Annotated in this window: 20 protein-coding genes and 1 pseudogene; 4 read left to right on the forward strand and 17 right to left on the reverse strand. The window is 66.7% G+C overall.

Annotated elements, in window-relative coordinates:
* Nucleotides 1–226: 226 nt before the first annotated feature.
* Nucleotides 227–706, forward strand: coding sequence for an Lrp/AsnC family transcriptional regulator (locus DWF00_RS05180; protein ID WP_114831707.1), 480 nt, complete (start codon nucleotides 227–229; stop codon nucleotides 704–706).
* Nucleotides 707–784: 78 nt separating this feature from the next.
* Here DWF00_RS05180 and DWF00_RS05185 read toward each other — a convergent pair whose 3' ends face one another.
* From DWF00_RS05185 to DWF00_RS05230, 10 genes and pseudogenes are all read right to left on the reverse strand, one after another.
* Entirely contained in the window at nucleotides 785–1,132 is a 348-nt protein-coding gene (locus DWF00_RS05185; protein ID WP_114831708.1) for a hypothetical protein, read from the reverse strand.
* Nucleotides 1,133–1,142: 10 nt separating this feature from the next.
* Nucleotides 1,143–2,726: a serine hydrolase gene (locus DWF00_RS05190; RefSeq protein ID WP_181832829.1), complete on the reverse strand. Its 1,584-nt coding sequence runs from the start codon at nucleotides 2,724–2,726 to the stop codon at nucleotides 1,143–1,145.
* A 200-nt stretch (nucleotides 2,727–2,926) separates the two neighbouring features.
* Nucleotides 2,927–3,694: an ABC transporter ATP-binding protein gene (locus tag DWF00_RS05195; RefSeq protein ID WP_114831710.1), complete on the reverse strand. Its 768-nt coding sequence runs from the start codon at nucleotides 3,692–3,694 to the stop codon at nucleotides 2,927–2,929.
* A complete protein-coding gene (locus tag DWF00_RS05200) occupies nucleotides 3,691–4,704 on the reverse strand; it encodes a FecCD family ABC transporter permease (RefSeq protein ID WP_114831711.1) in 1,014 nt (337 codons plus the stop codon). The genes DWF00_RS05195 and DWF00_RS05200 overlap by 4 nt, the downstream gene beginning before the upstream one ends.
* Nucleotides 4,705–4,888: 184 nt before the next feature.
* Entirely contained in the window at nucleotides 4,889–5,917 is a 1,029-nt protein-coding gene (locus tag DWF00_RS05205; protein WP_114831712.1) for an iron ABC transporter substrate-binding protein, read from the reverse strand.
* Between the two features lie 164 nt (nucleotides 5,918–6,081).
* Nucleotides 6,082–6,540: pseudogene (gene tsaA, locus DWF00_RS05210) on the reverse strand (tRNA (N6-threonylcarbamoyladenosine(37)-N6)-methyltransferase TrmO); the annotation flags it as partial.
* An 11-nt stretch (nucleotides 6,541–6,551) separates the two neighbouring features.
* On the reverse strand, nucleotides 6,552–7,328 hold the full coding sequence (locus DWF00_RS05215) for a molybdate ABC transporter substrate-binding protein (protein WP_114831713.1): 777 nt from the start codon (nucleotides 7,326–7,328) through the stop codon (nucleotides 6,552–6,554).
* A 34-nt stretch (nucleotides 7,329–7,362) separates the two neighbouring features.
* Nucleotides 7,363–8,241, reverse strand: coding sequence for an ABC transporter substrate-binding protein (locus tag DWF00_RS05220; RefSeq protein WP_114831714.1), 879 nt, complete (start codon nucleotides 8,239–8,241; stop codon nucleotides 7,363–7,365).
* 37 nt (nucleotides 8,242–8,278) lie between these two features.
* On the reverse strand, nucleotides 8,279–9,001 hold the full coding sequence (locus DWF00_RS05225; protein ID WP_114831715.1) for an ABC transporter ATP-binding protein: 723 nt from the start codon (nucleotides 8,999–9,001) through the stop codon (nucleotides 8,279–8,281).
* Nucleotides 9,002–9,006: 5 nt separating this feature from the next.
* The gene (locus tag DWF00_RS05230; protein WP_114831716.1) at nucleotides 9,007–9,669 is read right to left on the reverse strand and encodes an ABC transporter permease; all 663 of its coding nucleotides are present in this window, start codon (nucleotides 9,667–9,669) and stop codon (nucleotides 9,007–9,009) included.
* 138 nt (nucleotides 9,670–9,807) lie between these two features.
* Here DWF00_RS05230 and DWF00_RS05235 point away from each other — a divergent pair, with 138 nt between their 5' ends.
* Nucleotides 9,808–10,698 carry a helix-turn-helix transcriptional regulator gene (locus DWF00_RS05235; RefSeq protein WP_245973755.1) on the forward strand — a complete coding sequence of 297 codons (891 nt, stop codon included), beginning with the start codon at nucleotides 9,808–9,810 and terminating at the stop codon, nucleotides 10,696–10,698.
* A 124-nt stretch (nucleotides 10,699–10,822) separates the two neighbouring features.
* On the opposite strand, the gene DWF00_RS05240 is transcribed toward DWF00_RS05235, so the two are convergent.
* Both DWF00_RS05240 and DWF00_RS05245 read right to left on the reverse strand, forming a co-directional pair.
* Entirely contained in the window at nucleotides 10,823–11,644 is an 822-nt protein-coding gene (locus tag DWF00_RS05240; RefSeq protein ID WP_114831718.1) for a hypothetical protein, read from the reverse strand.
* A 6-nt stretch (nucleotides 11,645–11,650) separates the two neighbouring features.
* Nucleotides 11,651–12,784: a DSD1 family PLP-dependent enzyme gene (locus tag DWF00_RS05245; RefSeq protein ID WP_114831719.1), complete on the reverse strand. Its 1,134-nt coding sequence runs from the start codon at nucleotides 12,782–12,784 to the stop codon at nucleotides 11,651–11,653.
* 135 nt (nucleotides 12,785–12,919) lie between these two features.
* On the opposite strand from DWF00_RS05245, the gene DWF00_RS05250 reads away from it, so the two are divergent.
* On the forward strand, nucleotides 12,920–14,761 hold the full coding sequence (locus DWF00_RS05250) for an ABC transporter ATP-binding protein (RefSeq protein WP_114831720.1): 1,842 nt from the start codon (nucleotides 12,920–12,922) through the stop codon (nucleotides 14,759–14,761).
* 8 nt (nucleotides 14,762–14,769) lie between these two features.
* Here DWF00_RS05250 and DWF00_RS05255 read toward each other — a convergent pair whose 3' ends face one another.
* The 3 genes from DWF00_RS05255 to DWF00_RS05265 form a co-directional block, all read right to left on the reverse strand.
* Entirely contained in the window at nucleotides 14,770–15,342 is a 573-nt protein-coding gene (locus tag DWF00_RS05255) for an invasion associated locus B family protein (protein WP_181832830.1), read from the reverse strand.
* A 104-nt stretch (nucleotides 15,343–15,446) separates the two neighbouring features.
* Nucleotides 15,447–16,496, reverse strand: a complete 1,050-nt coding sequence (gene obgE / locus DWF00_RS05260) for a GTPase ObgE (RefSeq protein ID WP_114831722.1) — start codon at nucleotides 16,494–16,496, stop codon at nucleotides 15,447–15,449.
* A gap of 217 nt (nucleotides 16,497–16,713) precedes the next feature.
* The gene (locus DWF00_RS05265) at nucleotides 16,714–17,580 is read right to left on the reverse strand and encodes a LysR family transcriptional regulator (RefSeq protein WP_114831764.1); all 867 of its coding nucleotides are present in this window, start codon (nucleotides 17,578–17,580) and stop codon (nucleotides 16,714–16,716) included.
* 103 nt (nucleotides 17,581–17,683) lie between these two features.
* On the opposite strand from DWF00_RS05265, the gene DWF00_RS05270 reads away from it, so the two are divergent.
* On the forward strand, nucleotides 17,684–18,598 hold the full coding sequence (locus DWF00_RS05270; RefSeq protein ID WP_114831723.1) for a DMT family transporter: 915 nt from the start codon (nucleotides 17,684–17,686) through the stop codon (nucleotides 18,596–18,598).
* 15 nt (nucleotides 18,599–18,613) lie between these two features.
* Here DWF00_RS05270 and DWF00_RS05275 read toward each other — a convergent pair whose 3' ends face one another.
* Both DWF00_RS05275 and DWF00_RS05280 read right to left on the reverse strand, forming a co-directional pair.
* Nucleotides 18,614–20,284, reverse strand: a complete 1,671-nt coding sequence (locus tag DWF00_RS05275; protein ID WP_114831724.1) for a DUF262 domain-containing protein — start codon at nucleotides 20,282–20,284, stop codon at nucleotides 18,614–18,616.
* Nucleotides 20,285–20,408: 124 nt separating this feature from the next.
* The gene (locus DWF00_RS05280; RefSeq protein ID WP_342769081.1) at nucleotides 20,409–20,852 is read right to left on the reverse strand and encodes a dihydrofolate reductase family protein; all 444 of its coding nucleotides are present in this window, start codon (nucleotides 20,850–20,852) and stop codon (nucleotides 20,409–20,411) included.
* Nucleotides 20,853–21,025: the final 173 nt, after the last annotated feature.

Here is a 21,025-nt window from a genome sequence, read left to right on the forward strand (position 1 = left end):
GCTGACCGCGGCTTTCGCTCAGCCTCACTGGTGTTCTGGCCGACACCTCACCCTGCCCTCTCCTTACAGGAGAGGGTTCCCCGCGCCCTTCCCTGGCAACTGGCTACCAAGTCAAGACGTCTCCCGCCATCATGCATGCTTCGCCCGGCAAAGGCAGCTAAAGATCAGCTCCCTGCCTTCCACTCTTGGCGATTCCCGCTAATCTTGCCGCCGAAAGCGAGAGAAGATGCCAGATTACAAACTCGACGACATCGACCGCCGCATCGTCCAGGCCCTCCAGGCCGATGGAAGGATGAGCAACCAGGACCTCGCCCAGAAGGTAGGGCTGTCGCCCTCGCCCTGCGCGCGGCGGGTGCGGTTGCTGGAGGAGGCGGGGATCATCGAAGGCTATGTCGCGCTGGTGAACCAGGACAAGCTCGGCCTGCCGGTCTCGGTCTTCGCCTCGATCAAGCTGGAGCGCCAGCGCGAGGAGGAGCTCGACCGCTTCGGCACCGCCGTCTCGCGCTGGCCGGAGGTGGCCGATTGCTACCTGATGACCGGCCCGCGCGACTACCTGCTGCGCATCATCGTCGCCGATCTCGCGGCCTATGAGCGCTTCCTCAAGGACAAGCTGACCCGGCTCGACAACATCGCCTCGATCGAGACCAGTTTTGCGCTGGGACAGGTGAAGCGCTCCTTCGCCGTGCCGGTGACGCTGGCGAAATGACGCCCTCTGCCCCCCATCGTCATGGTCGCCACAAGGGCGACCATGACGAGAGCGGCCGGTTTCAGATAACCCGATGGACTACCACCCGCGCTGGCGCTTGATCATGTCCTTCTGGGCTTCTTTCTGCTGCTTCCAGTAGCTCTTCTGGTCCTGACGCTGCATCTCGTAGAAATCGCGGACGCGCTCCTTGCGCGAGGTCGCGTTGCGGTAGTCGTTCCAGTCGTAATGGTCGTCATGGACGAAATCGTCCTCGCCGTCGTCGCGGAACAGGTCGCGCAGGATCGAGCGGGCCGGCTCGACCATGGCCGGCGCCTGAAGCATGGGCGCAGGCGAAGCCGCGGAGGCTGAGCCGCGGAACACGACCACGGCCGCAACGGCCAATGTCAGGACCAGGCTGAGCCGCATCACGCTGTGAAAGCTCGTCATCGGATCCTCCCTATGGCTCCTGGCGGGTGAAGAGATGCGGCAGTTCCGGGTTGATCCAGCGCAGCTGCGTGATCTTTCCCGCCATGTCGCGCTCGAAGCGCATCTGGACGAAGGGCGTGTCGCCGACGATGGCGACGATCGCCTCATAGCCGCCCGCCGGGATGAGCCTGGCCTGGAACAGGTTCGGATCGTCCTTGTTCGCTTCCAGCAACATGGTCAGGTCGGTTCGCTCGAGCTTAGCCTGAAGCTTGCCGTCGACCACCGAAACCACCGCGTCGCCGAGGACCGGCGAGGCATAGGTGCCGGTGAACGGGGCCGGATTGGCCGGCACCGGGCCGACGACGAAAGCCGCCTGCTCCAGCTTCTCCTGCTCGCGCTGCTTCTTCGACGAGGCCGCCGCCAGCGCGATGTTGTCGATCGCCGGATTGCCGAGCACGCGATCGTAGAACCAGAGCCCCAGCGCATCGGCGAGGCTGGGGCCGCCGATATTGGTCAGGATCACGATGCCGGTCTTGGCGTCCGGCAGGAAGCCGACATGGGCGCCGAAGCCGGAGGTGCCGCCATTGTGCCAGATCGCCCGGCCGCGCGGCGTCGCCATCGCGAGCCAGCCGACGGCGTAGCTCATCCGCTCGTTGATCGCGACGCGGGGGGTCCAGGTGACGTCGAGATTCTCCTCGGAGACGATGACCTTCTCACCGAACTGGCCACGCCCGAGCTGGAGCCGCAGCCATTTCGCCATGTCGGGGACGTTGGAGTTGAACGCGCCCGCCGGACCCAGCGCATAGGGGAAGGCGGCGTGGAACGGGATCGCGACCGGCTTGTCGTCGAGCCGGTGGCCCATGGCGTGGTTCGGCGCCTGCGCGATCGCCTCGGCCGTTGCGGTGGTGGAGGACATGCCGAGCGGGTCGAGCAGGGTCCGCTTGACTGAAGCGGCCCAGGACTCGGCGCCATTGACCTTGGCGACGATCTCGCCGCCGGCCAGATGCGGGATGTTGAGGTAGCGGAAATCCGAGCGGAAGATGCCGGTCTGCGGCGCCGCGCGCATCGAGCGGAACAGCGTCTCCTTGTCGAAGCCGAGGAAGGCCAGACCGTCATTGACATAGGGCGTCAGGCCGCTGCGCTGGGCGGCGATGTCGAGCACGCGGAAATCTCTGGAGACGAACGGGTCGGCGAGCTGGAACGCCGGCACGAAGTCGCTGACATGGTCGGTCCATTTCAGCTTGCCGGCATCGACTGCCTGGGCCAGCGTCGTCGCGAAGAAGGCCTTGGTCGTCGAGCCGATCTGGAAGATCGTGTCCGGCGTGACGGGATCGGGCTTGCCGGCCTCCTTGGCGCCAAAAGCCTTGCTGTAGATCAGCTTGTCGTCGAAGACGATGCCGATCGTGACGCCGGGAACCGACAGCGCGCTCATCCCGGCCGCGACCTGTTTCTCCAGATCGGGCAGCAGCGCCTCGATCGCGGCCTGCGTCGGCTGCTGCGCCATGACCGGCGCGGCCGCGAGCGAAGCGGCGAGGGCAAGTCCTCCGAAGCTGAACAACCGGCAGATGCGACGACCTGATGCGATGCCATCACCGCCTGCTGATACTTGCGACATCCGCATCACTCCAAGCTCGTGGCCATCGGCATCAGGATAGGTCTAGCGCTGCAAGCTTGCCCCAAAGTTATGGCGGTGGGAGATGCAGGCGCAAACGAAAGATTCCGCCCCAACGATCCTTGGTTGATCATTCCATAGCGAGATGACGGATTTTCATCGCCTCGATGGCTGGGATCGCCAGGCCGATCGCTCATACGGGCTCACGCACCCGGCAGGAACGCGACCCGCCCCTCGCCGTCCCTGATCGTCTCGATCCCGACGCCGTAAAGCTCTTCCAGCCGCTCCGGCACCAGCAGCTCCGTTGCCCTGCCCGCCGCCAGCACCCGCCCGTCGCGGATCATCAGAACGTGGTCGGCGTAGCGCAGCGCCTGGTTGGGGTCGTGCGTAGTGAAGAGCACGCCCAGCCCCTCGGCCGCGAGCCGCCTGATCTCGACCATGACCTTGCCCTGGTTGCCGAAATCGAGGCTCGCGGTCGGCTCGTCCAGGATGACGTAGCGCGGCTCCTGCGCCAGCGCCCGGGCGATCAGCACGAGCTGGCGCTCGCCGCCGGAGATCTGCGTGTAGGGCCGATCAGCCAGCTTCGCGACGCCGAGCCGCTCCAGCATCGCCATCGCGATCGCGCGGTCATGACCGGACGGCGCGGCGAAGACGCTGCCATGCGCGGTCCGGCCCATCAGCACGACCGTGAACACCGAGAAGGCGAAGGTGCCGGCATGGGCCTGCGGCACGTAGCCGAGCGCCCGCGCCCGCTCGGCGATGGACAGCCCGGCCAGCGGCCTGCCGTCGAGCGCGAGCACCCCGCCTTTTGGCGGCAGCAGGCCGAGCAGGGTTTTGAGCAAGGTCGTCTTACCGCTGCCATTCGGCCCGAGCAGGGCGAGCACCTCGCCAGGCTTGAGGTCGAGTTCGATCTCGCTGCCGATCTGGCGCTCGGGATAGCCGTAGGCGAGGCCGCCAGCGCTCAGGCTCACGACCAGCCCCCGCGCGCCGAGGCCAGCAGCCAGATGAAGAAGGGCGTGCCGATAACCGCCGTCAGGATGCCGAGCGGCGTCTCGACCGGGGCGGCGGTCCGCGCCAGCGTGTCGATGATCAGCAGGTAGCCGCCGCCGAGCACCGCCGCTGTCGGCACCAGCCGGCCGAAATCCGGCCCGACCAGGAAGCGCGCCAGATGCGGCACGACGAGCCCGACCCAACCGATGATCCCCGCCGCCGCGACGCTCGCCGCCGTCACCAGGGTCGCAGCCGCGACGATGGCGACGCGCAGCGGCCCGGTATTCAGGCCAAGCGCGCGCGCCTCCTCCTCCGGCAGCGACATCGCGTTCATGCGCCAGCGCAGCGCCACCAGCACCGCCGAGCCGAGCAGCACCGGCCCAAGCAGCGGCACGAGGTCGGGCTTGGCCGTGCCGGCGAGGCTGCCGAGCAGCCAGAAGGTCATGGCCGGCAGCTGGTTGTACGGGTCGGCCCAGTACTTCACGAGCCCGATCCCGGCTCCGAGCAGCGAGCCGACGACGACGCCGGTCAGCACCAGCACGAGCACCGGGTCGCCCCGGCGCAAGGTCGAGCCGATCGCATAGACAGCGCCAACCGCGACCAGCCCGCCGGCGAAGGCGGCGAACTGGATGCCGATGATGCCGAGCGAGAAATAGATGCCGATCACGGCTCCCAACGCCGCACCCGAGGAGGCGCCGAGGATATCGGGCGAAACCAGCGGGTTGCGGAACAGACCCTGGAAGGCGGTGCCTGCCACCGCGAGCGCCGCGCCGCAGAGCAGGGCCGCGATCACGCGCGGCCCGCGGATGTTCCAGATCACGGTCTCGACCTGCGGCGGCAGTCCCGATGGCTGCCCGCTCAACCCGGCCCAGAGCAGCCGCCCAAGCTCGGAAGGTCCGACCGGAAAGCGCCCGAACCCGAAGGCGAGCAGCACCGCGAGCGCCAGGAGGCCGAAGGCGATCAGGTTTCCGCGCAAGGGGGATGGCGGCATCGGCTTCAGGATCGAAACATATGGCGCAGAAACACGCCGTCATCCCGGACGCAGCGAAGCGGAGCTCCGGGATCCATCGTAAGGCTCCGCACTCTACGATTGATCCCGGGCCGACCTACGGTCGCCCAGGATGACGGCGGAGGGTACGGCGAGGGGAAGCTAGCAGTGAATGAAGGCATCTCCCTCAACCCCGCCCCGACAGGATGCGGTCGAGTTGGGCGTCGGTGGGTGTCACCTGGTAGAACAGCGTGTGGAACTCGCGCGCCAATGGCCGGATGTCTTCCGGGAACTGCTCGGGGTAAAGGATCTTCGCCAGCCACCACAGGCCGATCATGCGGTTGACCGAGGGGGGGAAATCGACCCAGCCGAAGGGCAGCTTCGGCGAGAGGTAGACGCGCCCGTCGCGCACGGCCCGAATCTCGACCCAGGCCGGATCGCTGCGCACGCTCTCGGCGAAGCTGAGGTCGATCGTGACGATCACGTCCGGATTCCAGGCGATCACCTGCTCCAGCGAGACATTGGCGAGCCCGCTGCCCGGCGTATCAGCGACATTGCGCGCGCCAAGGAAGGTGAGCGTCTCGACATTGATCGAGCCGCCCAGCCCCGTCTCCAGCCCGCGTGGCCCGCGTGCATAATAGACGGAGGGGCGCTGCTCGGCGGGTATCTTCGCGATCCGCTGCACGATCGTCGTCATCGTGGTCTCGCACCAGCGGGCCAGCGTCTCCGCCCGCTCGCTGCGGCCGATGAGCTGGCCGAGGATGCGGTAGCTCGCTGGAATCTGGTCGAAGCGCCCGTCGAGCAGGGCATAGGGAATGCCGGTCTGCTCCTGCACGCGCGCGGCGAGATCGACATAGGTCTTTCCGGTCGAGCCGGCATCGACGATCAGGTCGGGCTTCAGGCTGAGCACCGCCTCGAGATTGGCGCTGTTGCCGCGCCCGGTGATGCGGCCGACCTCCGGCTTGTCGCCGACACCAGGCAGCAGGAACGGCAGCTCGTCCGGCCGGTTGGCGCGCGGCCAGCCGAGCAGCAGGTCCGGCGCCAGCGTGTAGAGGATGATCGCCGCCGGCGGCCCGGCGGGAAAGACGCGCTCGACCCTGGCGGGAATGACGACCTCGCGCCCGGCGCCATCGCGCACCGTCGCGGCCCGCGCGATGCGCGGCATGGCGATGGATGCGATACCGGCCAGAACCGAGCGGCGTGAAACGGCGTTCATGCCATTCTCCCGATATGTTCAGCGCGCGCTTCCCCTCCCCCTTGTGGGGAGGGGAGAGGGGTGGGGGGCGTTCCGCCTGGTGAGCGATCACCCGGTCGTTCGCCCCCCATCCCCATGCCCTTCCCCGCAAGGGGGAAGGGAGGAGCTTCGGTGACTACGGTCTCTGCTTTAGGCGAATGCGGGCAGCGGTTCGGCTTGATGTCGACCAGCGGCGTGCCGTCGAGGCAGTCGAGCCCGCGCACGACCAGCGCGCCAGGCTCTACGCTGAGGAGCCGCACCCGCGACACGGCGATGGGATTGGGCCGCGCCGGCGAGCGCAAGGCGAAGGTGCCGAAGGTTTGCGCGCCAGATTTCGGGTTCTGGGTCAGGAGGTCGCGCCGCGCCTGATGCATCCAGTAGAGCAGGTCGAGATGCGCGAAGGCCTCGATCCCGGCCAGAGCCGGCCAGAAGGGCTCATCGAGCTCGACGCGGCAGGGCGGGCCGTTCTCGGCGTCGCCTTGCTTCGGGCATTGGTCGCGCGAGGCGAAGGGCGTGCGCAACCGGCCGATGAAGACGAGATGCGCGTCCTGCCGCCCGGGCAGTGGTGAGGCGGTTTCGCCCGGTCGCGTCGCCTGCCAGTCCATTGCCCGCCTCGTCAGTTCGCTCCCTCGCGCGGCAGCAGCGGCGCGGCGAAGCCGTGCTTCGCCAGGATCTCCTGCCCGGTGCGCGAGAGGATGAACATGGCGAAACGGCAGGCGTTTGGCGAGGCCTCGTTCAGCACGGTCAGCCCGTATTCGGCACCGACCGCCAGCGCCGGCGAGAGCCGAACCATGCTCACGCCCGGCTGCTCCTTGGCCAAAGCTATCGCGTTGGTGCGATAGGTCAGGAAAATATCGGCCTGTCCGCTCGCCAGAATGTGACCATAGAGATTGCAGCCCTCCGGGCCGCGCTGCGAGTTCGGACCGCCGGTGAGTTGGAGAGCCTTCGCTTCGAGCACAGCCCTCGCGCCGGGCTTCACGGCCTCGGCTCGCCGGAAGACCGCGAAAGCATAGTCGCCGGAGGGATCCGCCTTCGGCGTCGAGGTGCCGAGCTTGATCTCCCCGTCGAGCATGCGCGCCAGCAAGCTCTCCGCCGTGGCCAACAGCCCGGGCCGCAGGAAGGCGCAGAGTTCGTTGCGGGCGAAGAGCACGACCGGCCCGGAGCGCCCGGCGCGGGCCAGCGCATCCGGATTGCCGAAATCGGCCGAGGCAAAGACCTCTGCCGCCTCGCCGGCCTCGATTCGCCCGCGCAGCAAGCCGGACGCGCCAAAGACAGGGGTCACCACGACGCCGGTCGCGGCCTCGAAAGCCTGCGCCACGTCGCTCAGCCCCGCACGCAGGCTGCCGGCAGCATGGAGCAGAACCGGCGCCCGCTCTGGATCGGCTCCCGCCATCAGGCCGACTCGGCCGGCATAGCGCCTACCGCCGTCACGCCCCCGCCTGTTGCGCGTTCGGGAAGAAGAGCTGCTGCCCGTCGATCTTGTAGTCGGCGATCGCCTTCTGGCCCTCCGGGCTCGTCAGCCAGTCGACGAAGAGCTTGCCGTCGTCGAACTTCACATGCGGGTGCTTGGCCGGGTTCACCGACATCACGCCGTACTGATTGAACAGGCGCTTGTCGCCCTCCACCGAGATGACGAGATCGCCGCGGTTCTTGAAGGAGAGCCAGGTTCCGCGATCGGAGAGCACGTAGGCGCCCATCGCGTTGGCGCTGTTCAGCGCCGCCCCCATGCCCTGGCCGATCTCGCGGTACCACGGCCCCTTCTTGGCCTCGATATCGACGCCCGCGACCTTCCAGAGCGCCAGCTCGGCGATATGCGTGCCGGACTTGTCGCCGCGCGAGACGAAGGGCGCAGCCCTCTCCTGGACCTTGACCAGAGCCGCCGCGATGTCCTTGGTGCCGGCGATGCCGGCCGGATCGCCCTTCGGGCCAATCAGCACGAAATCGTTGTACATCACCGGCTTGCGCTCGAGCGAGAAGCCCTCCTCGACGAATTTCAGCTCCTGCGCCCGCGCATGCACGAAGACGACGTCGGCATCGCCGCGCCGGCCGGTGTCGAGCGCCTGGCCGGTGCCCTGCGAGATGACCCGGACCTCGATGCCGGTCTTGGCCTTGAACAGCGGCAGGATATGGCCGAACAGGCCGGAATCCTGCGTCGAGGTCGTCGAGGACACCGTGATGAAGCGGGTCTCGCCCGGCGCGGCCGTGGTGGCTGGCGGAGCTGCAGCCGGAGCCTGCGCCAGCGCGAGGCCGGCGAGCCCGGCATAGAACCCGGCGGCAAGCAGAAGGCGGCGATCGATTGCGGTCATGGACATCTCCCCAGTTGGTTCTTGGTTGGAACGGTGGTCACCAGATCAGCTCGCCCGCGAGGAAGGCCCGCGCCTCGGGCGCGAGCGGCCCGGCGAAGAAATCGGCGGCCGGACGGTCCTCGACCAGCCGGCCGCGATGCAGGAAGAGCACGCGGTTGGCGAGGCGCTTGGCCTGACCGAGATCATGGGTCGACATCATCACGGTGATGCCTTCCGCGACGAGGCCGGAGAGCAGCTCCTCGATCTGCCGCGTCGCCGCCGGGTCGAGCTGCGAGGTCGGCTCGTCCAGGAAGAGCAGTTCGGGCCTGAGCGCCCAGGCGCGTGCGATCGCGAGCCGCTGCTGCTCGCCGCCCGAAAGCAGACGCGCCGGCTGCGCGGCGCGCTCGCCCAGGCCGAAGCGGTCAAGCGCCGCGCCGCAGCGCTGCCGGCGCTCGATGCCCGAGATGCCGGCCGCCGCCAGCGCATGCGCGATGTTGGCCTCGACCGAACGGCGCAGCATGATCGGCTTTTGGAAGACCATGGCATGGCGCTTCACCCGCCCGGCCGCGCCATTGGCCCAGGCGATCTCGCCCGCGCTCGGCTTCAGCAAACCATGGCAGAGCCTCAGCGTCAGCGATTTCCCGGCGCCGTTGGGCCCGAGCAGCACGGTCAGGCCGCCGGCCGGCACGGCGAAGCTCACCACATCGACGAGCTTGCGGCCCTCGCCGGTGAAGCTGACGCGGTCGACGCTGAGCGGCAGGATCGAGGCGATGTCACGCATGGCGCTCACCCCGCATAGCGCGCGCCGATGCGGCTCGCGCCGAAGGCGATGGCATTGATCGCCAGCGTCAGCGCGATCAGGACGAGGCCGAGCCCCAGCGCCAGCGGCAGGTCGCCCTTCGAGGTCTCCAGCGTGATCGCCGTCGTCATCGTGCGGGTGTAGCCCGCGATGTTGCCGCCGACGATCAGCACCGCCCCGACCTCGGCGCTCGCCCGGCCGAAGCCGGCGAGCAGCGCGGTCGCGAGCGCGAAGCGCCCGTCCCAGAGCAAGGTCGGGATCGCGCGCAGTCCCTCCAGCCCGACCGAGCGCAGATGGTCGCGGTATTCGGCCCAGAGGTCCTCGACGATCTGCCGGGTCAGCGCGATCACGATCGGCACGACCAGGATGACCTGCGCCACGATCATCGCGGTCGGCGTGAACAGCAGCCCGAGCGGCCCGAGCGGGCCGGAGCGCGACAGCAGCAGGAAGACGACGAGCCCGGCCACGACCGGAGGCAGCCCCATCAGCGCGTTCAGGCAAACGATCACCACGGCCCGTCCCGGAAAGCGCGCCAGCGCCAGCGCCGCGCCCAGCGGCAGGCCGATCAGCGCGGCGATGAGGACAGCGGTCAGCGTCACCCGCAGCGACAGGCCGACGATCGCCAGGAAGGCCGGGTCCAGCCCCACCATCAGCGCGAAGGCTGCCTGAAAAATTGCTCCGAAGTCCACGCGCGCGTCCCTGCCCAGGACATTGCAAACACTTGTGATTTCTAGAATTCAATGCGACAAAAAGCTAATTTTGGACTGGAAGCAGGAATTCGCAGGTCTGTGCAGGAGCACGTTTACCTCACCACCGAGGAAGCGACCGCCTATCTCCGGCTCAAGGAGCGCAAGCTTTATGAGTTGGTCGCGCATGGCGCTGTGCCCTGCACCAAGGTGAGCGGCAAGTGGCTCTTCCCGCGTGCGGCGCTCGACCGCTGGCTCGAGGCGGGCCTGGCTCACCCAGAGGGCCTGCAATCGGCCAGCCCCCCACCCATCGTCGGCGGCAGCCAGGATTCGCTCCTGGAAATCGCGGTACGCGAATCCGGCTGCGGCCATGCCTTGCTGGCCGAGGGTTCCCAGGCTGGGCTCGACCGGCTGCTGCGCAACGAGGTCGCGATCGCGGCAATCCATCTTCACGCCACACCCGATGACGATGCCGCCAATGTCGTGGCGATCCGTGCCTCGGTCGCGCTCCACGATGCCGTGGTGATCGCCTTCGCCCGGCGCGAGCAGGGCCTGCTGGTCCAAGCCGGCAACCCGCTCGGCTTGGAGGGCATCGCCTCGGCCATCGCGAAGCGCGCCCGCTTCGCCCGCCGCCAGCAGGGCGCCGGGGCCCAATTGCTTCTGACCAGCCTAATCGCGCGGGCGGAGATTCCCCTCAGCGCGATGGTCGCCGCCGACAGCGTCTCCGCCACCGGCCAGGATCTGGCGCTCGCGATCCGCACCGGCCGCGCCGATTGCGGCATCGCCTCGCGCGCCATCGCCACCGCCTTCGGCCTCGATTTCCTGCCACTGGTCTGGGAGCATGTCGACCTGGTGATGCGTCGACGGACCTATTTCGAGCCCGGCCCGCAAAAGCTGCTCGCCTGGATGCGCGGCGAGGCGATGGTGACGCGAGCGCGCGAGCTGAGCGGCTATGATCTGGCCGCCAGCGGAGCCGTGCGCCTGAATCGCTAGCTGTCTTCCTTCTCTCCCTGCGGGAGAAGGTGGCTCGGCGAAGCCGAGACGGATGAGGGGTCGCGCCGCCCCCTCAATTCTACCGTTTCATGAGCAGCAAGTGCTTAAAGCGTCGCGCGCCCCCTCATCCGACCGCTGCGCGGCCACCTTCTCCCGCAAGGGGAGAAGGGAAGACGTTTCGCCACGCGCAGACGCGGTGAACATAGTCCCGGTCCCTGGCCGCCTCGCCGAACGGCGCGACGACCCAGTCCCAGCTTTCGTCCGGGGCCGGCAACGCCTCGCCGCGCGTCAGGTCGAGCCGGTCGGTGATCGCCCCGGACCGGTCTCGCTCGATCATCTCGACATCGCTGAGCAGGCAGACGCGGCCCTTGAAGCGCCTGAGATCCTCCAGATGCCAGGCGACGCAGCGCCGCGGCAGGTCGGCAGGAAAGCGCGGCGCGCGCGCCGCTTCCTTCTCCAGCCAATCCTCGACCGGCCAGGCAAGCTGCGACAGCAGGTTGGCCGAGATCACCAGGTCGATCGCCTCGTCGGCGACGAAATCGGCGACCGGATCGCTCCGTCCCTCAACCTTGCCCGCGAGCCAGGGCATGATGCCGGTGAGGTCGCGCGTGACCAGCCTGACCTTGGGCCGCCGCACCATGCGCAGCCGCACCAGCGGCAGGTGCACGGCATCGACGAGAACGACCTCCTCGAAGGCCTCGCAGAGCCGGTCAAGCGGCACGTCGCGCACCAGCCCGGAGCCGAGCACCAGCACCTTTCGGCGCTGCTTGAGCCCAGCCATGGCCCCGGTCACGACCGCCTGGCAGTTGGCATGATGTTCGGCCCAGAGCCGGCGGTGGCGCACGCCGCGCGACCAGAGCGTGATGCTCTCCCAGAGCAGGCCGAGGCTGCGCGTCGTCCGGTCGACCGGGGTCGTCAGGTAGAGCGCGAGCTCGGCGAAGATCATGCCCGCTCAGGTCAGGGCGCCGCGGCCCGCCACCGGCCAGAGCGTCTCGACATGCGCGTCCGGGCTGTTGAGGCCGCGCACGCAGACATACCAGTCGTGCAGGTTCACGGTCGGATCGCAATGGCCGGGAACGAGCAGCACCTTGTCGCCGCGATGCGGCAGCGCGATCGGATCGCCCGTCAGCACGCCATGCTCGTCGGAGGGCTTGGTGTAGACCACACCGTCGCGCTGCCACGGCGTCGGGAGCCCTGAGTCGATCGCCGCCGCCTTGTGGCCGGCATCGACCACGGCGCGGTCCGGCACCGGCTTGCTCATCACGCTGGTCAGGACGAACAGCGAGTGCTCGAAGGTGCGGAACGGCGTGCCGTCGGCCTGGCGGTTGCGGGCATAGTCGGCGTCCATGAAGATGTAGGAGCCGGCCTGGATCTCGTTCCAGATGCCGGATTGGCTCTCCAGCTCATGCGTGCCGGTGCCGGCGCCGCTGATGATCTCGCAGCCGAGCCCGGCATGCGCCAGCTTATCCGCGGCGGTGCGCGCGAGCAGCCCGGCGCGCTCGACCGCCTCGCGCCGCTCGTCGATCGAGCGCATGTGCTGGGCCGAGCCGTGATAGGCCTGCAGGCCGGAGAAGCGCAGCGTGTTGCTGCGCGCCACCATCTCGGCGATCCGCACCGCCTCGCCCGGCGCGACGCCGCAGCGCCGCCCGCCGACATCGAGCTCGACCAGGATGTCGAGGATCACGTCATGGCGCGCCGCAGCCTCGGCCGCCTCGCGCACGCCCTCGGGATGGTCGACGCAGAGGCCGATCCGGGCGTTGCGCGCCAGCTTCGCCAGCCGGTCGAGTTTGCCCGGGCCGACGATCTCGTTGGTCACCAGCACGTCGCCGACGCCGCCATTGACCAGGACTTCCGCCTCCGAAACCTTCTGGCAGCATTGCCCGACCGCGCCATGGGCGATCTGCAGCAGCGCGATCTGCGGGCTCTTATGCGTCTTGGCATGGGGCCGCAGCCTGACGCCATGAGCCTGGGTGAAGGCCGCCATCGCGACGAGGTTCCGCTCGAAGGCGTCGAGATCGAGGATCAGGGCGGGGGTGTCGATCTCGGCGAAGCTTTGGCCGGGCTGCGCCGGCGGCGATAATGACATGGGCTCTCGATAGTTTGGTGAATCAGATGCGGCCATGGGACGTCAGGTTCGTGTCGCGAGCAAGACCGGATCGAGCGGAACGGCACGCGCCTATCCTTATGGCGTCTCTCCGTCCGTCATGGTAGGTCGCGCCCCATGAAGCTCGGCCGCGTCACCGACGATACCCTCGCGCTCTTCGCCCGCGTCTGGCGCGAGCGCATCAGCTCCTACCTCCCGCAAATGGCGATGATCCTCGGGCTCGTCATCGTCATTGCGGCGACGACGAGCTTCTACCCGATCCTGATCAAGGCGGCCTTCGACGCCTTCGCCGACCCGCTGACGGCCGAGTCGACCGGCTTCGTCCGCCGCGCCGAGCGGCTGGTCTCGAAATCGATCGGCATCGAGATCGGCGTTGTCAACGCGGTCGCCATCGTCGTGGTCATCGTCACCGCGATCAAGGGCTTCTCCCTCTTGTCTCAAACGGTGATGACCAACAGCGTCGTCAGCCGCATCGAGGCCGACATGCAGAGCGCGCTCTACGCGCACCTGATCGATGCCGATCTCGCCCAGCTCCAGCGCGAGAACCCGGCCTCCCTCACCCAGCGCTTCACCACCGACTTCACCTTCGTCAAGGAGGCGCTGACCCGGATCATCAACATCGCCGTGCGCGATGTGGTGACGGCGATGGCGCTGGTCGGCGCCATGCTCTGGATCGACTGGCAGATGACGCTGGTCGTGCTGCTGATCGCGCCGGTCGTCGCCCGGCCGATCGGCAGCATCGGTAAGAAGCTGCGCCGCATGGCGTTGTCGCAGCAGGAGCAGACCGGCCTGATGGCCGGGCTCGTCACCGAGAGCCTGCAGGGCGCGCGCGTCGCCAAGACCGACTCGCTCGAGCCCTATCTCAAGGCTCGCGCTGCCGCTGCCTTCGAGACCATCCGCGCCCTCAAGATGAAGGCCGCCAACGCCCGCGGCCGACTCGACCCGCTGCTCGAGGTCGCCGGCGGCATTGCCGTTGCCGGCGTGCTCGCAGCGATCGGCGTGCGCATCACCTCCGGCAGCTCGACGGTCGGCGATTTCACCGGCTACGTCTCGGCCCTGCTGCTGGCAGCGCAGCCGATGCGCTCGCTCGGCAACCTCAACGCCATCGTCCAGGAGGCCGGGGCCTCGCTGAAACGCTACTACGCGCTGGTCGACGAAAAGCCGCTGATCACCCAGCGCCCCGACGCCAAGCCGCTCGAGGTCGGCCCGGGCGAGGTCGCCTTCCGCCACCTGCGCTTCCGCTACCGCGACGAGGCCCGCGCGCTGGAGGGCATCGACCTCGTCGCGCAGGGCGGCAAGATGACCGCGCTGGTCGGCCGTTCCGGCTCCGGCAAGTCGACCCTGCTCGCGCTGGTGCCGCGCCTCTACGATCCGACCGACGGCCGCATCGAGATCGACGGCCAGGACCTGCGCGACGTCACCCTGACCAGCCTGCGCAGCCAGATCGGCGTGGTCAGCCAGGACGTCGTGCTCTTCGACGATACCGTGCGCGCCAACATCGCCTTCGGCCGGCCGGGCGCGAGCGAGGACGAGATCGTCGCCGCCGCCAAGGGCGCCGCCGCGCACGACTTCATCATGGCCATGCCGGAAGGCTACGCCTCGCAGGTCGGCGAGCGCGGCTCCAGGCTCTCCGGCGGCGAGCGCCAGCGCATCGCCATCGCCCGCGCCATCCTGAAGGACGCGCCGATCCTGCTGCTCGACGAGGCGACGAGCGCGCTCGACACCGAATCCGAGCGCCTGGTGCAGCAGGCCCTGGCCGAGCTGATGAAGAACCGCACCACGCTGGTGATCGCCCACCGCCTCTCGACCGTGCGCGAGGCCGATCTCATCGTCGTGCTCGAAGAAGGCAAGATCGTCGAGACCGGCAGCCATGACGCGCTGCTCGCGCATGACGGCACCTATGCCCGGCTGCACCGGCTGCAATTCGCCGAAGGGCCGTCCTATTCGGACGGCCTCTGATCCTTGGATCAGGGCTCGCGCGAGAGCGCTTCCGCCGCAGCCGCGAAGCCGCGGAACGAGAAGGGCAGCGCCACCGGGCGGCCGGCGCCGTCGAGATAGCGCAGCTGGCCGGCCTCGCTATAAGCGCGCCAGCGCTTCAGCAGGTCCTCGGTCAGGTTGACCTCGCCGAAGCAGCCGCCGGGCAGGCAGCGCTGGAACACCGCGAGCGTGCCCTCGTCCTTCTCGCCGAGCGCGGCGCGCACGCCGGCATTCGGGCCGAGCGCGACGTTCGGCGCCACCTGGACCACCAGCTTGTAGGGCTCGTTGCGGGTCGGCCGGCCGATCGCGATCAGCGCGACCGGGGTGCGCTGCTGCTGGTTGGTGACCAGCGTCTGCACCATCTCGCAAACCCGCGTGCCGACGCCCTGCTGGCAGCGATAGGTCCAGTCGCCATAGCTCGCCGTGGTGTTGTCCGGCTGCGAGACGCTGCCGGGAGCGGGCTGGGCCTGGGCATTCGTCGCCGGGCGCTGCGCCTGCGCGAAGGCCGGAGCGCTGAGCGCGAGACCGAGAAGGACTGCAAGTGAGGTAAGCTTCGAATCCACGAGTGTATCCACCCCTTTGACTGCGCGCGATCTTAAGAGCGCTTCGTGAAATACGGCACAAACGATTCATACATGACAAGGAACGGCTGTTCACACCCTTCGAATCAAGGGCGCCAGCCGGTCTCCAGCACCGGCGCATTCTCCTGCGCCTCCTCCACCCGCGCCTCCTCGACGACGGCGAAGAGCGCGCGCAAGGCGGCCTCGACGCCCTCGCCCGAGGCCGAGGACAGCACGATCGGCGTCTTCTTGGCCGCCCGCTTCAGCCGTGCCACCTGCTCCTTGAGCAGCTCGGGGCTGAGCGCGTCGACCTTCGACAGCGCCACGATCTCGGGTTTCTCGTCGAGCCCCTCGCCATAGGCGGCGAGTTCCTGGCGCACGGTCTTGTAGGCCTTGCCGGCATGCTCGCTGGTGCCCTCGACCAGGTGCAGCAGCACGCGGCAGCGCTCGACATGGCCGAGGAAGCGGTCGCCGAGACCATGGCCCTCATGCGCGCCCTCGATCAGGCCGGGAATGTCGGCGAGCACCATCTCGCGCGCGTCGACCCGGACCACGCCGAGGCCGGGATGCAGCGTCGTGAACGGATAATCGGCGATCTTGGGCTTCGCCGCGGTCACGGTGGCCAGGAAGGTCGACTTGCCGGCATTGGGCAGGCCGACGAGCCCGGCATCGGCGATCAGCTTCAGGCGCAACCAGACCCAGCGCTCCTCGCCGAGCAGGCCGGGATTGGCATGGCGCGGCGCCTGGTTGGTCGCGGTCTTGAAATAGGCGTTGCCGAAGCCGCCATTGCCGCCCTTGCACAGCACGAAGCGCTGGCCCGGCTCGGTCAGGTCGGCGATCAGGGTCTCGCCCTCGTCGTCGGCGTCGAGGATCTGCGTGCCCGGCGGCACCCTCAGCACCATGGCCTGGCCATTGGCGCCGTGCCGGTCCTTGCCCATGCCGTGCTCGCCGATCTTGGCCTTGAAATGCTGCTGGAAGCGGAAGTCGATCAGCGTGTTAAGGCCCTGGACGCATTCGACCACGACGTCGCCGCCGCGCCCGCCATCGCCGCCATTGGGCCCGCCGAACTCGATGAACTTCTCACGGCGGAACGAGACGCAGCCGGCGCCGCCGTCTCCCGCCTTCACATAGATCTTGGCCTGGTCGAGGAATTTCATGCTGTCTCAGTAGTCGCAGGTAAGCGGCAGGGCAATGTGGCACGCGTCCCTTCTCCCCCTGCGGGAGAAGGTGGATCGGCGAAGCCGAGACGGATGAGGGGTCGCGCGACGACTGCAATACCGCAGTTGGGCGTCCCACGACAGCGGAAAGGGCAGTGCGACCCCTCATCCGGCGCTACGCGCCACCTTCTCCCGCAAGAGGGAGAAGGAAGGAAACTCACGCCGCCAGCCTCGGCGCCGCCATTTCCTCGCGCAGGGCCTGGGCGAAGCGCAGCGCGGCTGCGCTCGGCTGCGGCCCGATGATCAGCCCGACCGACATCTCGAACAGTGGCGGCAGGTCTTCCGCCGCCCCCAGCCGGCGCAGGCCGGGCGGGATCGCGCTCTCGGTGATCGCCGTGACGCAGAACCCCGCCTCGACGGCCGAGAGCACGCCTGACGTATGCGAGGAGGAGAACACCAGCCGGTGCGCCTTCCCGGCCGCATCGAGCGCGGCGAGAATGCGCGGGCGGGCCCGGCAGCCGTCGGAGAACAGCGCCAGCGGCAGCGCCTCCTGCAATTCCGGCCGGTGGCCGCGCGCCGCGACCCAGATCAGCGGCTCGCGCCTGAGCACCTCGCCCCTCGGCCGCTGCGGATCCTGCGTCACCACCGCAAGGTCGAACTCGCCGGCGGCGAGCAACGGCTCGATGTTCTTCGAGAGGTCGCAGCGCAGCTCCAGCTCGACGCGCGGATGCTCGGCCGCGAAGCGCGCGATCAGCGGCCTGAGATAGGCGTCGACGTAATCGTCGGGGATGCCGATGCGCAGCCGCCCGGCGGTCGCCTCGCCGCCAAGCTCGGCCAGCGCCTCGCGCTCGACAGCGAGCAGCCGCCGGGCATGACCGATCAGCCTCTCGCCGGCGTCGGTCGGCGTCACGCCGCGGCGCGAGCGCTCCAGCAGCTTCTGGCCGAGCTGGCTTTCCAAGTCCTGGATGCGCACCGAAATCGCCGATTGCGTGCGGCCGAGCCTTGCGCTCGCGGCGGTGAAGCCGCCGGTCTCCGCGACCGCCACCAGCATGTCCAAAGCCGCCAGGTCGAAATGCGCAGCCATCGCCACCTCCATCGGATTTTCGAATGGTGAGATGAGAATAATCCGTTTTTCCGATTGATGGAAGCGCACTATATCGGGGACGACTCAAGTTCGGATCGAACCGATGACCACGCCAGATCTCGCCCTGACCCGCCCCGCCGGCCCCAGCCTTGCGATCTTCCTCGCGCTGATGACGGGCGCGACCTGCATCGGCTTTTCCGGCGTGTTCGTGCGCTTCGCCGATATCGGCCCGGCCGCGGCCGGGTTCTGGCGCATGATCTTCGCGCTGCCGGTGCTGGCCGCCTGGATGGCGCTGGAGCGGCGCAACCCGACTGACGGCACGGTGCGCTCGGGCGCCTGGGGACCGATCGCGCTCGCCGGCCTCGCCTTTGCGGTCGACGTCATCCTCTACAACGCCTCGCTCGGCTTCACGACCATCGCCAACGCCTCGCTGCTCGGCAACCTCTCCCCGGTCGTCGTCGTGCTCGGCGGCTGGCTCTTGCTCGGCGAGAAGCCGACGCGGCGCATCCTCGGCGCGCTGATGCTGGCGCTCGGCGGCGCCATGCTGCTGGTATTGCCAAAGTTCGTCGCAGCCTCGGGTGCGCCGGCCTCGGCCGCCGGGACCTTCGGCGATACGCTGGCGATCGGCGCAGCCATCGCCTATGCCGGCTACATCCTCGCCATCCGCCGCGCCCGCGACCTCGCCGATGCCGGCCGCATCGGCCTGATCTCCAGCGTGCTCTGCGCCATCTTCTGCCTCGCCACCGCGCTGATCCTCGACGAGACGATCATCCCGCAGAGCCTGCAGGGCTGGCTCGCGGTGATCGCACTCGGCCTCGTCTCGCACGCGCTCGGCCAGGGCCTGATCACCCTCTCGCTCGGCCATTACGGCGCCAGCGCCGCCTCGCTGGTGATGGTCTACCCGGCGCTGGTCAGCGTCCTCGCCGCCTGGGCGATCTTCGCGGAGCAGCCCTCGCCTGCGCAGGCCTTTGGCGGGGTGGCGATTTTGGCGGCCGTGCTGTTGGTGCGGAAGGGGTGAGCCCCTTCCCGCCGCTTAGCTTAGAGACCATACAGTCAAAGCGATATTGGCGAGCTCGGTTTGACGAACATCTATCTCGTTTCGCCGCCATTCGGTATTACTGCTGACAGTCTTATTTATCTTGAGCGACGACGCCGCAATAATTGGCCTCTTCACCGCCCAAGCTTTATTTCCGATCTTAGCGTTCTCAGTTTTACGAAGAAGAGTCATATTTCCAATTCTGTGAGCAAACACGTTTACTTCTTCTGGCGAGAATAGAGGCCAGTCAATTACCTTTGCATTCTTAGGCAGTATGTGCTCCAGATTTACGCTATCGTAGTCTTCGTTCGGAACGAGTTCCGGCTCAGCGTCACCTTGCATGTGCCGCTCGACCGCAAGCAGCATGTACCGAGCAAGTTTTCCGCTAGCTGTACCAAAACGGCCAAATGCTTCTCGGAATGCGGTATCTGATGGAACTAGCGGAGTGAGTTTTGCGAGCAAAGCCGGAGTGTCTTTAATCTTTCCTTCTCGGATATCGACCGCCGCCTCACAATAATAACGCTCGGCCTGCCCGCCGCCCAGAACACCTGCCACGATACCCCGTACTGACCAAGAGACGAGTGAGCTTATGCACTTGGCGGTCTCATCTTTCGAGAAGTATGCAAAAACAGCCAAAAGCAGTGGTCGATTTTGTTCTAAATCGAGACTTTGTAGTTGCTCGACCGAACGCATTGCCTCGCTTAAGAAATCTTTCCAAAACTCGTTGTCTGTGGTTAAGATCGCTCCATATAACTTCGCGCCGTCCGCAATTTCCTTTGAAAATTCGACTGCATCTTGTTTGGTACGTACCCTATCTTTGATTCTGCGATAGAGGTCACGCTCTCGGGTGGCTCCGCTTTTAGAGCTCCACAAGTGACGCATGAAATTAACAAATTCACGATTGGGCTGGTAAAGTCCAAGAATAGATATAGATTCAATCCATCGTTCTTGCACAAAATCAATTTCCGATCCAGAAGAGCTAAATAAATAGTTCTTCAAAAGATCCGCAATGGTCAAGTCCGCGCCACGATCGTTAAGTGTTTCAAATATCGTGAAGGCATCAGCATCGGTTGGAGCACGGACTGCGACAACCCGCGCCTTATCTGTCAAGAAAGCCACGATATCTGCGAGTTTTTTCTTCCAATGAGATGGATTCACTTCGACGATATATTTAATCTCAGTGTCAAATCGAACCTTTGCGGCCAAAATTAATTTGTGGGAATCAAGCGTCGGCGGGGGATGATCACCTTTTACAATCAGATTTTCATAGAAATTATTATCACTCGTATTCAATCGAATGCGAGGCTTAGGAGCGAATTCGTTTACATCGTAAGGAGCAATGAACTGATTCTGTAGACCGTTAGCGGCATCATCCACACCTCCTGCCTTAAATTGATCTCGAATTGAAGCAAGGAGGATTGTCGTAGTCGAAACACGCTGTTGACCGTCAATAATCGACTGCGACACCCCTCCCTCTTCTGAAGAGAGCACAATCGTGCCCATGAAATAGTCTCGCCCTTCCGCTATGGCTTTGTTTATATCGGACCAATAATCGGTAATCTCTTCATCAGTCCATGAATACGACCGCTGATAACGAGGCACCGCAAGGTAGCGATCTTTTAAGATATTCAGCAATGTAGTTGGTTGAAAATCAAACTGAGCAGCCACCCGGTTCCCCTAAAGCTTGTGCCCTTACCCAATAACACGGCTAGGGCGTTCTACCAGCCCCAACGTTGCCATATGGCCAGAAGGCGACGATAGCCGCCTCCTATGTCAAAGCCTAATTCAAACCTCAAACCCCATACCGCAAAATCATCGTCCCATTCTTCAACGCCCTATTCTCCAGCAACTCCATCTTCCGCCGCTCACCGCCTTCCTTGAAGAACGGCGTGCCCGCCCCGAGCCGCGCCGGCACAACGCCCAAAATCATCTCGTCGATCTGGTTCGCCTTCAGCAGCGAATCGACCAGCTCGGCGCTGCCGAAGATGAAGACGTCCTTGCCCGGCGCCGCCCGTAGCTTCACGATCTCGCCGACGATGTCGGCCGTCACCCGCATGCTGTTCCAGTCCGAGCACGTGATCGTGCGCGAGGCGACGAGCTTGGGCAGGGCGTTCATGAAGCGCGTGATCTCGCCGTCGGCGGCGGTCATCCAGTGCGCCTTCATGCCGTCATGGGTGACGCGGCCGAAGACCAGGCACTGGGCGCGCAGGCCGAAATCGTGGCTCACCGCCTCCATCTCCTCGCCCCGGCCATACTCGTGCAGCGAGAGCTCCCACTTTTCCGTGCCCTCAGAATAGCCGTCCAGGCCAATGATGTTTCAGACGATCACCTTGGCCATGTCACCCTCCCGTGCCGGCGGCCTCCGCCGTCATTCCCGGACGCCGCGCAGGGGCGAGCCGGGACTCAGAA

The sequence above is a fragment of the Allobosea caraganae genome (assembly GCF_003351345.1).
Taxonomy (GTDB): domain Bacteria; phylum Pseudomonadota; class Alphaproteobacteria; order Rhizobiales; family Beijerinckiaceae; genus Allobosea; species Allobosea caraganae.

Excerpts from the sequence above, each read along its gene's own strand:
- DWF00_RS05240 (WP_114831718.1), bottom strand. The coding sequence starts at position 11,644 with ATGATCTTCGCCGAGCTCGCGCTCTACCTGACGACCCCGGTCGACCGG.
- DWF00_RS05270 (WP_114831723.1), top strand. The coding sequence starts at position 17,684 with ATGACCACGCCAGATCTCGCCCTGACCCGCCCCGCCGGCCCCAGCCTT.
- DWF00_RS05185 (WP_114831708.1), bottom strand. The coding sequence starts at position 1,132 with ATGACGAGCTTTCACAGCGTGATGCGGCTCAGCCTGGTCCTGACATTG.
- DWF00_RS05205 (WP_114831712.1), bottom strand. The coding sequence starts at position 5,917 with ATGAACGCCGTTTCACGCCGCTCGGTTCTGGCCGGTATCGCATCCATC.
- DWF00_RS05265 (WP_114831764.1), bottom strand. The coding sequence starts at position 17,580 with ATGGCTGCGCATTTCGACCTGGCGGCTTTGGACATGCTGGTGGCGGTC.
- DWF00_RS05180 (WP_114831707.1), top strand. The coding sequence starts at position 227 with ATGCCAGATTACAAACTCGACGACATCGACCGCCGCATCGTCCAGGCC.
- DWF00_RS05230 (WP_114831716.1), bottom strand. The coding sequence starts at position 9,669 with ATGGTGGGGCTGGACCCGGCCTTCCTGGCGATCGTCGGCCTGTCGCTG.
- DWF00_RS05280 (WP_342769081.1), bottom strand. The coding sequence starts at position 20,852 with ATGGAGGCGGTGAGCCACGATTTCGGCCTGCGCGCCCAGTGCCTGGTC.
- DWF00_RS05250 (WP_114831720.1), top strand. The coding sequence starts at position 12,920 with ATGAAGCTCGGCCGCGTCACCGACGATACCCTCGCGCTCTTCGCCCGC.
- DWF00_RS05225 (WP_114831715.1), bottom strand. The coding sequence starts at position 9,001 with ATGCGTGACATCGCCTCGATCCTGCCGCTCAGCGTCGACCGCGTCAGC.
- DWF00_RS05190 (WP_181832829.1), bottom strand. The coding sequence starts at position 2,726 with ATGTCGCAAGTATCAGCAGGCGGTGATGGCATCGCATCAGGTCGTCGC.
- obgE (WP_114831722.1), bottom strand. The coding sequence starts at position 16,496 with ATGAAATTCCTCGACCAGGCCAAGATCTATGTGAAGGCGGGAGACGGC.
- DWF00_RS05200 (WP_114831711.1), bottom strand. The coding sequence starts at position 4,704 with ATGCCGCCATCCCCCTTGCGCGGAAACCTGATCGCCTTCGGCCTCCTG.
- DWF00_RS05245 (WP_114831719.1), bottom strand. The coding sequence starts at position 12,784 with ATGTCATTATCGCCGCCGGCGCAGCCCGGCCAAAGCTTCGCCGAGATC.
- DWF00_RS05220 (WP_114831714.1), bottom strand. The coding sequence starts at position 8,241 with ATGACCGCAATCGATCGCCGCCTTCTGCTTGCCGCCGGGTTCTATGCC.
- DWF00_RS05215 (WP_114831713.1), bottom strand. The coding sequence starts at position 7,328 with ATGGCGGGAGCCGATCCAGAGCGGGCGCCGGTTCTGCTCCATGCTGCC.